Here is a 12,741-nt window from a genome sequence, read left to right on the forward strand (position 1 = left end):
GATGACCGGGGGGCGCTTCGCGGCCCTTTCGCGACACAAGGCCGCTCCTACACAGGGGGGATGCGCCAGTCGGATGATTATCAACCTGGCAGCAACCGGTCGCGGCTGTTGGACAGGTGCAGGCACACCGCCGCCCGCGCCGCATCCGGGTCTTGTCGGCGGATGGCATTGAGGATCGCCTCGTGCTCCAGGTTGGCCAGGTAGGCTTGCCGCGCCAGCTTGGCCCCGGAGCGTTCGGCCAGGGCCATGCGGTTACGCGGGATCAGGCCGTTGCCTAGCTGCAGCAGCATCTCGGTGAAATACAGGTTGCCAGTGGCCTCGGCAATCAGCAGGTGAAAGCGCCGGTCGGCTTCGATGCAACTGTCGCCAGCTGCGGCCAGGTCCTGGTAGTCATCCAGCGCCTGGCGCATGCGTGCCAGCTGCCCCTCGTCACGGCGCAGCGCGGCCAATGCGGCGGCCTGACCCTCCAGGCCAATACGCAGTTCCAGCAGATCACGCACATTCGCCGCGCTTTCCGCCGCCACGCGCAGGCCGGCCTGGGCCTGGCGCTCCATCACGAACGTACCGATACCGTGGCGCGGCTCCACCAGCCCCGAAGCTTGCAACTTGGACAAGGCTTCGCGCACCACCGTGCGGCTGACTCCGTGCTCGCGCACCAGGGTGTTTTCCGAGGGCAACTTGTCGCCCGGTTTGAAGGTGCCCAGCAAAATGTGCTGGGTCAGGCTGGAAACCAGGTCATGAGCGCGGCTGTGGCCGCGTTTACGGGCGTGTTCGGGTTCCATGTGCCATCCGCTGATTGTTGTACTTGTATGACAAGTTAATCGATAGAAATATTTTTTGCTGGTTTTTCACGTGATCAAGTCAACGCGTAGGTTAAGTGTTTTTGCATAATCGAAGCAGATTGCCATTGTGATGGCTTGTATTTTGAGGATTTACCGACGTTAGTAAGCTTGTCGTACAACTGCGCGGCGCATATGCTCACCCCCACTGCCATGTCAGACAACCTCGACCCGCACAAAAACAATTAGTGGGAGATCCGCAAGTGAACGACACCCTCGCTCCGTCTGCCCGGCATGACGGCGACGCGTTGGCCAGCGCCGTGGCCAAGGTCAAGCGCCACGTACTGCCGCTGTTCGTCATCATGTTCATCGTCAACTACCTCGACCGCGTCAACATCGGCTTTGTCCGCCCGCACCTGGAAAGTGACCTGGGCATCAGCGCTGCGGCCTTCGGCTTTGGCGCCGGCTTGTTCTTCATCGGCTACGCGCTGTTCGAAGTGCCCTCCAACATGCTGCTGCAAAAGGTCGGTGCCCGCCTGTGGCTGACCCGCATCATGTTCACCTGGGGGCTGGTGGCCACGGCCATGGCCTTTGTGCAGAACGAAACCCAGTTCTATGTGCTGCGCTTTCTACTGGGTGTGGCCGAAGCGGGGTTCTTCCCAGGGGTGATCTACTACTTCACCCGTTGGTTGCCGGCTGCCGAGCGCGGCAAGGCCATTGCCATCTTCCTCAGCGGTTCGGCACTGGCTTCGTTGATTTCCGGGCCGCTGGCCGGGGCGCTGATGCAGCTTCAGGGCTTGGGCCTGCATGGCTGGCAGTGGATGCTGTTCATCGAAGGCATGGCCTCGGTGGTGCTGTGCTTCTTCGTGTTCTTCTGGCTCGACTCCAAGCCGCAAGATGCCAAGTGGCTGAGCAAGGCCGAACAGGACGCACTGGTCGCCACCATCGACCGCGAGCAGCAAGCACGCGAGGCCGTTGGCGCTGTCAAACCGTCGGCCTGGAGCCTGCTCAAGGACCGCCAGATCGTGCTGTTCTGCCTGATCTACTTCTGCATCCAGTTGACCATCTATGCCGCCACGTTCTGGCTGCCGAGCATCATCAAGCGCATGGGCGATCTGAGTGACATGCAGGTCGGGTTCTTCAACTCGATCCCGTGGCTGATCTCGATCCTGGCCATGTACGCCTTCGCCGCCGGTTCCACACGCTGGAAATTCCAGCAGGCCTGGGTGGCGGGAGCCCTGCTGGTCGCCGCCATCGGCATGTTCATGTCCACTACCGGTGGGCCGGTGTTCGCCTTCGTCGCGGTGTGCTTCGCCGCGATTGGCTTCAAGTCGGCGTCGTCGCTGTTCTGGCCAATCCCCCAGGGCTACCTGGATGCCCGTATCGCGGCAGCGGTCATTGCCCTGATCAACTCGGTCGGCAACCTCGGTGGCTTCGTCGCCCCCACCACCTTTGGCCTGCTGGAGCAGCAAACCGGCTCGATCCAGGGTGGGCTGTACGGCCTGGCGGTAACCTCGGTGCTTGCAGCCATCGCCATCTTCTTCGTACGCATGCGCCCCAAAGGCGCCCCTTCCGATGACCTCAAGGCCCCTTCGGCCCTGGGCCAGACCCACTGATGACTGCGAGACAACAACCATGAACATGCAGACCAACCCAGCCGTTCACACCAGCACCCCGGTGGTCACCGACCTGCGCGTGATCCCCGTCGCCGGCCATGACAGCATGCTGCTCAACCTCAGTGGCGCCCATGGCCCGTACTTCACCCGCAACGTGGTGGTGCTGCGCGACAGCGCCGGCAACACCGGCCTTGGCGAAGTGCCCGGCGGCGAGAAGATTCGCCAAACCTTGGAGGACGCCCGCAGCCTGGTGGTCGGCCAGCCAATCGGCCATTACCAGCGTGTGCTCAATGCCATGCGCCAGACCTTCGCCAACCGCGACTCGGCCGGCCGTGGCCTGCAAACCTTCGACCTGCGCATCACCGTGCACGCGGTGACCGCCATCGAGTCGGCGCTGCTCGACCTGCTCGGCCAGCATCTGAACGTGCCGATGGCGGCACTGCTGGGCGAGGGGCAGCAACGCGATGCAGTGAAGATGCTCGGTTACCTATTCTATATCGGCGACCGTCAGCAGACCGACCTGGCTTACCGCAACGAAACCGATAGCGATGAAGACTGGTTCCGCCTGCGTCACGAAAAGGCGCTGACCACAGAGACGGTGGTACGTCTGGCCGAGGCCGCCAAGGCGCGTTATGGCTTCAGCGACTTCAAGCTCAAGGGCGGGGTATTGCGCGGCGAAGAAGAGATGGAAGCGGTAACGGCCTTGGCCGAGCGCTTCCCCGAAGCGCGCATCACTCTTGACCCGAACGGCGCCTGGTCATTGCAAGAGGCCATTGCCCTGTGTCGCGACAAGCACGGCGTGCTGGCCTACGCCGAAGACCCGTGCGGTGCCGAGAACGGTTACTCGGGCCGTGAAGTGATGGCCGAGTTCCGCCGCGCCACTGGTCTGCCCACCGCCACCAACATGATCGCCACCGACTGGCGACAGATGGGCCATGCCATCCAGTTGCAGTCGGTAGACATCCCGCTGGCCGACCCGCACTTCTGGACTTTGCAGGGTTCGGTGCGGGTGGCGCAGATGTGCAACGACTGGGGGCTGACCTGGGGTTCCCACTCCAACAACCACTTCGACATTTCGCTGGCGATGTTCACTCAGGTGGCGGCTGCGGCGCCGGGTGAGATCACCGCCATCGACACCCATTGGATCTGGCAGGACGGCCAACGCCTGACCCGCGAGCCGCTGCGTATTGTCGACGGGCATGTGCGGGTGCCGGCGCGGCCAGGGCTGGGGGTGGAGTTGGATGAAGACCAACTGGCCAAGGCGCATGAGTGCTACCGCAACATGGGCCTTGGCGCGCGGGATGACAGCGTGGCGATGCAGTACCTGATACCGGGGTGGTGCTTCGATAACAAGCGGCCTTGCCTGGTGCGTTAAGGCGGGTTCAAGACTTTGCAAGGAAGGCCTCGGGAAACCGGGGCTTTTTTGTATCTGACCGATAGGGCCAGTGCAGGCAACACACATCCAAATGAAAAACAAAAGCGCCAAACGGCCCGGTGACGCGATCGGGCATGCCATTCGCGACATCTGGCGTTAATGGAAACGCCCTGTCGTGATCGAACAGTTCCGGGGCGTTCTCGTGTAATTACCCACAGCCATGCGGGGCTTAAATGAAGCCCGTCCTGCACTGACAGCTGCTCTGTGATGCGTGCCAAAGATCAACAACAGAACGCGAGTAAGCTGTCGACTAATTGAATTCAAAGGAGATATTTTCGCCTACGCCTGCCCGTCCATCCTTGTGTCAGCAAAAAGAGAACAACATCAATGAACACCGTGGGATCTGATGGCAACCTTGCACAAGGTTTCAAGCCACGTCATGTAACGATGCTGTCCATCGCCGGCATCATCGGCGCCGGACTTTTCGTAGGCTCCGGCCATGCCATCGCGGCAGCCGGGCCAGCAACCATAATTTCCTATTTCGTGGCCGGGACCCTGGTGGTACTGGTCATGCGCATGCTCGGCGAAATGGCCGTGGCACACCCTGACACCGGATCGTTTTCCACCTATGCCGACCAGGCCATTGGCCGCTGGGCCGGGTACACCATCGGCTGGTTGTACTGGTGGTTCTGGGTGCTGGTCATCCCTATCGAAGCGCTGGCCGCCGGGCATGTGCTGAACGCCTGGTTCCCGCAGGTGGACAGCTGGATCTTCGCCTTGGCTTCGGTGCTGTTGCTGGCCGGTACCAACCTGTTCAGTGTGGCCAAGTACGGCGAGTTCGAGTTCTGGTTCGCCATCCTCAAGGTCACCGCCATTCTGGGTTTCATCGGCCTGGGTTTCGCCGCGCTGATGGGTTGGCTGCCCAACCGTGAGGTCAGCGGGCTGAGCGGGTTGATGGCCGAGTACGGCGGCTTTGCGCCGAAGGGCTGGTCGGCCGTGGTCGGTGCGTTCATTACCGTGATGTTCAGCTTCATCGGCACCGAGGCGGTGACCATCGCGGCCTCCGAGTCCAGCGACCCATCGCGCAACATCGCCAAGGCCACCCGCTCGGTGATCTGGCGTATCAGCACCTTCTACATCCTGTCGATCTTCGTGATCATCTCGGTGGTGCCGTGGAACGACCCGCAGCTGGCGGTGGTGGGTTCGTACCAGCGTGCGCTGGAAATCATGAACATCCCCAACGCGGCGTTCATGGTCGACCTGGTGGTGCTGGTGGCCGTGACCAGTTGCATGAACTCGTCGATCTACATCGCTTCGCGGATGATGTACTCGCTGGCCAAGCGCGGTGACGCCCCGGCCTTCCTCAACAAGACCTCCAAGGTCGGTGTACCGCGTGCCGCGGTGTTCGGCAGCACGCTGATCGGTGCGGCCATCGCTGTGCTCAACTACTTCGCGCCGAAGGGTGTGTTCGAGTTCCTGCTGGCAAGCTCCGGCGCCATTGCCTTGCTGGTGTACATGGTCATCGCCATCTCGCAGCTGCGCATGCGCCGCCGCCTGGAGCGGGAAAACACCGAGCTGAAGTTCCGCATGTGGCTGTTCCCGTACCTGACCTGGGCGGTGATCATCTTCATTGCCGGGGCGCTGGCGGTGATGATGTACACGCCTGAGCACCGGGCGGAAGTGAGTTCCACGTTGGGCCTGGCGATCGTGATTTCCTTCCTGGGGATCGTGACCTCGCGGGGCCATGCGCAACCGGTGGGGGCGCGGTCGATGGGGTGATTGAGTTCACCGGGTGGTAGGGCAAAGGGCACTCGTGGATGGGTGCCCTTTGTTTTTTGAAACACTTGTTTGGCAGCACGAGCGGTCGGCGTGGGGCTTGCCAGGCGTAGACGCGGCGTGAGCTTGAGCGTCAACTTAAAGCTGCTCTGTATGAGCGCTGCGTTGCTAACCCGGCAAAAGTTTCGGCAGCGCTGAGGCAGAACTATCCTGCGGCCATGGACGTTTTTCGGGATGCCTACATGGTCGAATTTCTTGGTCTGCCTGGTGTGCATGCCGAATCAGACCTGCATTGCGCATTGATGGACCGGCTCAAACAGTTCCTGATCGAGCTGGGCCGGGATTTCTGCTTCGTCGGCTCACAATACCCGCTTCAGGTCGGCGGCCGTGACTTCGCACTCGACTTGCTGTTCTTCTACCGTGGCCTCAACTGCCTGGTAGCGATCGAACTGAAAGTCGGTCGCTTCGAGCCAGAGTACCTGGGCAAGCTGGATTTCTATCTCGAAGCACTGGACCGCAATGAGCGTAAGCGTCATGAAAACCCGGCCATCGGCGTGTTGCTATGCGCCAGCAGAGACGACGAGGTGGTTGAGTACGCACTCAATCGCAGTTTGTCCCCCGCGCTGATTGCCGAGTATCAAACGCGCTTGCCAGACAAGGCACTGCTGCAAGCCAAGCTGCATGAGTTCTATGCCTTGGGTACTGCAGACGATCCGAGCGCTTGAGCAGCCATCAAGTGCCGCCCATCACGCTTTGCACATACCGCATCACTGCCGGCGCTTTTTCGAAGCGTCGATGGATCAGGCTCAGCCACGAGCTGGCCTGGCAGTCGACTATTTGCCGGTAGTTCACCTGCGGCAAGCTAATGCGCTGCACGACCGATTCCGGGACCACGGCAATGCCTTGGCCAAGGGACACCAGGGTAATCACCGCCACCAGGCTGCCAGGTTGCGGGCCGAGCCGTGGCACGAAACCACCTTGCGCGGCCACCTCCAGCGTGCCGGAGATCTGCTCGGGCAGGATGAAGGTTTCATTGGCCAGGCGCGCGGCCGGGATCTGTGGCACTTCATTGATGCGCGAGCTGGCCGGCAGGGCGAGCACGAAGCCTTCCTGGCGCAAGGCAATGGCTTCGAGTGCTTCCGGCAGCTCCATGGGCGAGCGCACATAGGCCAGGTCAAGCAGGCCATCGCGAACCATGCCGGGCAGATCGGCCATGGGCAGTTCGCGGATATTCAGGCGCACGCCGGGGCAGGTTTCGCTGTAGTGGCTGACTTGCTGCTGAAGCATGCCCGAGTAGGCGGCCGAGGCCACGTAGCCCAGCTCGATGCGCCCGCTTTCGCCACGGGCGGCGCGCTGCGCGCCCAGTTGTGCGGCGTCGAACTGGCGCACGGCCTGTTCAGCCTCGATCAACAGCGCCTGGCCGGCGGCGGTAAGGTTGACCTCGCGCTGGTTACGCTCGAACAGGCGCACGCCCAGCTCGCGCTCCATGTCCTGGATCTGCCGGCTGAGGGTGGGCGGGGCGATGCCCAGTTGCTCGGCGGCCCGGGTGAAATGGCCGTGGCGGGCGACGCAGAGGAAGTAGCGGAAATGGCGGATTTCCATGGGTGTTACCTACAGGGTAATGACGCAGGCCGCCGGGGCTAACAAGGCTTGGTGTTGGCGGCGTTATGGTGGGGTCAACACTACAAGGCTGGCGCTGATACGACCAGCCTGCTTCTGGAGCCTGCCATGCCTGCCCCTTCAGCACGCTTTACCTTGCTTACCGCTTCCCTGGTCTGCGCCCTGATCATCCTCGACACCAACATTGTCGCGGTCAGCCTGCCCAGTATCGCGCGAGACCTGTCCGGCTCGTTCGCCGACATCGAATGGGTAGTCAGCGCCTACCTGCTGGCCTTCGCCGCTTGCCTGTTGCCCGCCGGTAGCCTGGCCGACCGCTTCGGCCGGCGGCGCATGCTGCTGCTCGGCCTGGTGCTGTTCGGCGTGGCTTCGCTGGCCTGCGGTGCGGCGCCCAGCCTGCTGTTTCTCGACCTGGCCAGAGCCGCCAAGGGGGTAGGCGCTGCGTTGCTGCTTACCTCGGCCCTGGCGGCGATTGGCAACCGGTACCATCAGCCACAAGAACGCATGCGTGCCTGGGCCTTCTGGGGCGCCTGCATGGGCGCCACCATCACCTTCGCGCCGCTGCTGGGCGGGGTGATTGCCAGTACCTTGGGCTGGCGCTGGATCTTCTACATCAACCTGCCGCTGGTGGCACTGCTGGCGGTAATGGTCATGCGCAGTATCGAAGAGTCTCGCGACAGTGCGGCGGCACGCCTGGACCCCTGGGGCAGCCTGACCTTCGCCGGCAGCCTGGGCTACCTGATCTGGGCGATGATCGATGCCAACCAGGTGGGCTGGGGCAGCGCGCAAACCCTTGGCCGGTTGGTGATCAGCGCCTTTCTGTTCAGCCTGTTCATCATGGTCGAGCGCAGCCAGCAGCGGCCGATGATCGACTTGCAACTGATGCGTAGCGGGCGTTTTGTAGGGGCTCTGCTGGGCATGTTTGCCTACGCCGCCTGCGCCCAGGTGATGATGACCCTGCTGCCGCTGTATTTGCAGAACGGCCTGCAACTGTCGGCCCTGGCCGCGGGGGCGGGTATGTTGCCGTTCGCCGTTGCCATGCTGCTGACGCCGCGCCTGGGCATGCGCCTGGCTGCCCACTGCAGCCCGGCGCAGGTGTTTGCGCTGGGCCTGGTGCTGGTGGGCACGGGCAACTTGCTGTGTGCCTGGGCCACGCGCCACGGCGGTTATGGGGCATTCGCCCTGGCCAGCGTGGTGTTGGGGGCGGGCGCCGGGCTGCTCAATGGCGATACGCAGAAAAACATCATGGCCTGCGTACCGCGTGAGCGTACCGGTATGGCCTCGGGCCTGAGCACCACCACGCGGTTTGGTGCGATCGTGCTGGCCGTTGGTGTGCTCGGGGGTGTGCTCGCTGCCCGTAGCGGGCAGTTGCTGCAGGAGGCCATGGCCACTGTGGCACCCGCACAATCGAGCCAGGTTGCCGCGATGGCCAGGCGGGTTGCAGCGGGCGACTTGCAGGCGGCGCTGGCCCTGCTTGAGCCAGGCTTGCGTGAGGCGGTGGCGCCATTGGCCCGCCAGGCATTCATGGGCGGTTTCGAGGCTGTGTTACAGGTCGCGGGTGTGGCGGCGTTGCTGTTTGCGCTGCTGGTCGGCGTGTTGCTGAGCCGGCCACTGCCTGCCATGCAGGAGGGGCTGATGGCCGAAGGGCGACCTTGAAACGGCCAGGGTCCGTGCAACGATCTAAAAATAAATGAGGTGTTTTATCATTCTCGTTCGGCTTGTAGAGAAGGCCGGAATACAGGCCAGCCCGCCGACCCCTCTACGGAGCGAGAAAAATGAGTTCGACCCCGGTTCCACAGCGCCACCCATTGAGTCGTGCTGTGCACGGTGCTTTCCTGGGCCTGGTTGTCAGTAGCTGTGCGCTGCCTGCCCTTGCGCAATCTGCAACTGCTGAACACAGCAACCAGGCGCAGCAATGGAACATTCCTGGCGGCCCACTGGCGCCGGCGCTTGACCGCTTTGCACGCCAGGCGGGCATTAGCCTGTCCTTCGACGCGCAGCGCATAGCCGACCGCAACACGGCAGGTGTGCAAGGTACGCTGGGCATGTCGGCGGCACTCTCGCAGTTGTTGCAGGGGACCGAGCTTCAGGCGCAGCAGCAAGGCCCCAGTGCTTATCTGGTGGTACCGCAGCCCAAGCCTGCCGGCCCGCTGGAGCTGGGGGCGACCGAGGACTACCGCCTGGCGCCCGTCATCATCAATGCCAAGGTCAAAGCCAGCGCCGACGAAGACAGCAACTCGGTGGTTGCCAAGGAGCTGTGGGTAGGCGGCAAGGTGGCGACCAGCATCCTCAACACGCCAGCCTCCGTGTCTGTGGTGACCAACAAGGAAATGCAGCAGCGCAGCGTCAGCACAACCGAAGAGGCGCTGCAGTACACCCCCGGCGTGGTCAGCGACTACTACGGTTCGGACGACCGCAACGATTACTTCCTGATCCGCGGCTTTCAGGCCACCACCTACCGTGACGGCCTGACCCTCAGTTCGATGCGCGGTGTGCGTGAAGACCCTTACGCCTACGAGCGCATAGAAATTCTGCGTGGTGCCAACTCCACGCTGTTCGGCCCGGCAGACCCAGGTGGCTCGGTCAACTTCGTGACCAAGCAACCGCGCTTCGAGAAGTTTGGCCAGGGCTACGTGACCTACGGCTCCTACAACCATGCCGAAACCGGTATCGATGTAGGCGATGCCCTGAACGACGAACAAACCCTGGCCGGCCGCTTCACGGCCAAGATGCAGAACAGCGACCGCGAGTACGACCACTCCCAGGACGACAACCGGTTCGTGATGGGCGGCCTGACCTGGGCGCCCACCGACTTCACCTCGGCCACCATGGTGCTCGACTACCTGAAAACCGATAGCTCGCCGAACAGTGGCGGCTACCCGCTGGACAAGGAATACGACCGCAGCGATTTCTATGGCGAGCCCAGCTACAACTTCCACAATGTGGAGCGCACCAGCCTCAGCGGCAACATCACCCACGACTTCGACAATGGCTTCGTATTGCGCAGCAACCTGCGTTACAGCGAGCTGAGCGATGACTTTGGCTACGCGTACCTGAGCGACAGCACCTCGCGTGTCGGCACTACGATTCCACGCTACATCTTCGGCACCGACAGTGATGCCGATCAGCTCAATGGCAACCTGATGCTGCAGTACGATGCCCAATTCGAGCATATCGACAGCAGCACCCTGGTGGGCGTGGAGTACCTCGACTCGACGACCAAGCAGAGTTCGGTCTACGGCTTGGCGCCTTCCATCGACATCGCCAACCCGGTATTCACCGGCGTGCCAGGCGGCATCACGCCCTATACCCGCAAGAAGAATGATGCCACCACCAAGGCGGTGTTCCTGCAGCAGAACCTGTCGTTCTTTGACCGCGTCATCGCCACCGCAGGCGTGCGTAATGACTCGATGGACCTGTCCAGCAAGGAGTACATCGGTGGCGAGCAGACGGAAAAGGACAACTTCTCCGAAACCTCTTATCGCGCGGCACTGACCTATATCGTCAACGATGAAGTCTCTACCTATGTGAGCATGGTGGAGTCCGTATCACCCCCGCAAGTTGGCGTTACGCCGCAAACGGGCAGGCAGTATGAAGTGGGCGTGAAGTATTCGCCCTTGGGCATGGACGCACTGTTCTCGGCTGCCGTTTACGACCTGACCCAGGAGAACGTGACCATTGCCGTGGTGCTGCCAAGCGGCATCATCGAGCAGCAGACAGTGGGCGAGTCACGCGTGCGCGGTCTGGATCTGGAAGCCAAGGCGCAAGTCACGCAAGACATCAGCGTGATCGGTGCTTACTCCTACATGGAGTCCGAGGTGCTGCGCGGGTCGTTGTGGAACGGCGACTCGCTCAAGGGCAATGAATTTGCCACTGCACCGAAGCACACCGCATCGCTGTGGAGCTATTACGACGTACCGGGCACGGATGTGAGCGTGGGTCTGGGCGCGCGGTACGTGGGTGCCTACTACATGGATGCTGCCAACACCAAGAAGAGCGACGGCACAACACTGTTCGACGCGGCGCTGAACTACAAGATCGCCAAGGGGACCGACCTGGCGCTGAATGTCAGCAACCTGTTCGACGAGCAACATGTGGTTGGGTCGGGGACGGCGAACTACTACAACCCGGGGCGCGAAGTGACGGCCAAGTTGAGTTACAGCTGGTGAGGTGGGGCGGGCTGGCACGGGCTTCGCCCGTGTTCGCGGGCAAGCCCGCTCCCACAGAACAACACATGACGCGTTGCAGCTAGAGCAAGCGCCCTGCGTCAGTACTTCATCAACCACGGTTGCAGTTCCTGGAGGTTGCTCACCACCAGTTGCTGGGCCTCGGGCAGTATCGCCATGTTGCGGTGGTCGATTTGATACCGCTGCAACACATACTTCACCAATGCCCTGCGGCTAGGCACCACCAATTGGCCATCGGTCATGCCGAAGTCGGTTTCGATGATTGCCTGCTGCGCCGTGTTCAACCGCCCATCAGGCGCGAAGATGACCGGCACCTCGACATTCCAGTCTTCATCCTGCTCACGCGTGTTCGGCGACGCGTCGAGCAAGTCTGGCTGCCCACGCAGGCGGCTGAGGACGAAGTCGCGGTATTGGCCGTTCTTTTCGCAGTAGGCCCGCACGTGCCAGCGCATGCCGGTGTACACCAGCGTGTGCGGGGCGATCAGGCGCACCTCGACGTTGGGGGTGTTGAAGGACACGTATTCGGTTTCCAGGCGCAGGCCTTCACGGCAAGCCTTGAGCAATGGGCGCAGCACCTCTGGCCGAATGGGGCGGTCAGGCACCTCCAGTACACGGGTGTGCGCGTAGGCCAGTGCCAACCCGTCGATGTGCGGCGCCCGTTCGTTGTTCTGGTAGAGCAGGTGCAGATAGGCGCTGGCGCTGTTATCGATGAACAGCGGCTCGAACTGCTCGCTCGGTACATAGCCCTTGATCTGCTTGTCATACGTCAAGTTTTCGGGCGCATGTTCGGTGATGTAGGTATTGATGTCCTTCGACGCCTGCTGGCGGCTGATGCCAAAGCTCTGCATCAGGTGGCCCGTGGTCAGCCGGCCTTCCCACCAGGCAACGGTTTCGATCAAACGATAGCGAAGTGCCAGGTCCCAGCGTACCTGCTCGATGGATTGCTTGCGTTTCATACCCTCTCCATGTGCGCGATTACTTTACCTGTATAAGTCTACATTCTAGACGTGTAGTTTTGCATTACATATCTTTGGTTCGTCTTCGGAACGCTCCGAAGGTAGCAAAGGACATGAGCATGACGATGCCGGAAGTGGTTGCGACGGGTGCCTTGGTGGCGATGGGGATCATCTTGCTGGTGCTGATTCAGCAGGGGTTGAGGCTGGGCGAGCTGGGCAAGAAGGTGGAGCACTGCCAGAAGGATTTGCGCTGGTTGCAGATTTGGGAGATGGAGAACCGCGAGCTGAGGGCGGCGTTGCGGGCGGAGCGGGAACATGTGGGGCAGTTGCGGCGCAAGGTGGAGTTGTTGCAGGGGGTGGTGCCGGTTGTGGATTAGTGCTTGGCAACGCTCTCGCCAAGCGCCCGCTGCCTTGCGCAGCGGGCACCTGAACCGG

The 12,741-nt window shown here is 62.1% G+C and carries 9 protein-coding genes and 1 pseudogene; 7 read left to right on the forward strand and 3 right to left on the reverse strand.

Going from position 1 to position 12,741, the window contains the following annotated elements:
- Positions 1-80: 80 nt before the first annotated feature.
- Positions 81-782: a FadR/GntR family transcriptional regulator gene (locus Q9451_RS05795; RefSeq protein ID WP_012274295.1), complete on the reverse strand. Its 702-nt coding sequence runs from the start codon at positions 780-782 to the stop codon at positions 81-83.
- 260 nt (positions 783-1,042) lie between these two features.
- Here Q9451_RS05795 and Q9451_RS05800 point away from each other — a divergent pair, with 260 nt between their 5' ends.
- The 4 genes and pseudogenes from Q9451_RS05800 to Q9451_RS05815 all read left to right on the forward strand — a co-directional run.
- Entirely contained in the window at positions 1,043-2,395 is a 1,353-nt protein-coding gene (locus Q9451_RS05800) for an MFS transporter (RefSeq protein ID WP_012274294.1), read from the forward strand.
- A 19-nt stretch (positions 2,396-2,414) separates the two neighbouring features.
- The gene (gene gudD / locus Q9451_RS05805) at positions 2,415-3,770 is read left to right on the forward strand and encodes a glucarate dehydratase (RefSeq protein WP_012274293.1); all 1,356 of its coding nucleotides are present in this window, start codon (positions 2,415-2,417) and stop codon (positions 3,768-3,770) included.
- A 387-nt stretch (positions 3,771-4,157) separates the two neighbouring features.
- The gene (locus Q9451_RS05810; RefSeq protein ID WP_012274292.1) at positions 4,158-5,549 is read left to right on the forward strand and encodes an amino acid permease; all 1,392 of its coding nucleotides are present in this window, start codon (positions 4,158-4,160) and stop codon (positions 5,547-5,549) included.
- 110 nt (positions 5,550-5,659) lie between these two features.
- A pseudogene (locus tag Q9451_RS05815) lies at positions 5,660-6,271 on the forward strand (PDDEXK nuclease domain-containing protein); the annotation flags it as partial.
- Between the two features lie 7 nt (positions 6,272-6,278).
- On the opposite strand, the gene Q9451_RS05820 reads toward Q9451_RS05815, so the two are convergent.
- Positions 6,279-7,148, reverse strand: coding sequence for a LysR family transcriptional regulator (locus tag Q9451_RS05820; protein ID WP_012274290.1), 870 nt, complete (start codon positions 7,146-7,148; stop codon positions 6,279-6,281).
- 126 nt (positions 7,149-7,274) lie between these two features.
- Between Q9451_RS05820 and Q9451_RS05825 the strand changes: the two genes are divergently transcribed.
- Entirely contained in the window at positions 7,275-8,819 is a 1,545-nt protein-coding gene (locus Q9451_RS05825; RefSeq protein WP_012274289.1) for an MFS transporter, read from the forward strand.
- Between the two features lie 119 nt (positions 8,820-8,938).
- A complete protein-coding gene (locus Q9451_RS05830; RefSeq protein ID WP_012274288.1) occupies positions 8,939-11,332 on the forward strand; it encodes a TonB-dependent siderophore receptor in 2,394 nt (797 codons plus the stop codon).
- 98 nt (positions 11,333-11,430) lie between these two features.
- Here the strand turns inward: Q9451_RS05830 and Q9451_RS05835 are convergent, their stop codons facing one another.
- Positions 11,431-12,306: a WYL domain-containing protein gene (locus tag Q9451_RS05835; RefSeq protein WP_012274287.1), complete on the reverse strand. Its 876-nt coding sequence runs from the start codon at positions 12,304-12,306 to the stop codon at positions 11,431-11,433.
- Between the two features lie 119 nt (positions 12,307-12,425).
- On the opposite strand from Q9451_RS05835, the gene Q9451_RS05840 reads away from it, so the two are divergent.
- Positions 12,426-12,683 carry a hypothetical protein gene (locus Q9451_RS05840; protein WP_012274286.1) on the forward strand — a complete coding sequence of 86 codons (258 nt, stop codon included), beginning with the start codon at positions 12,426-12,428 and terminating at the stop codon, positions 12,681-12,683.
- Positions 12,684-12,741 lie beyond the last annotated feature (58 nt).

The sequence above is a fragment of the Pseudomonas sp. NY8896 genome (assembly GCF_039634505.1).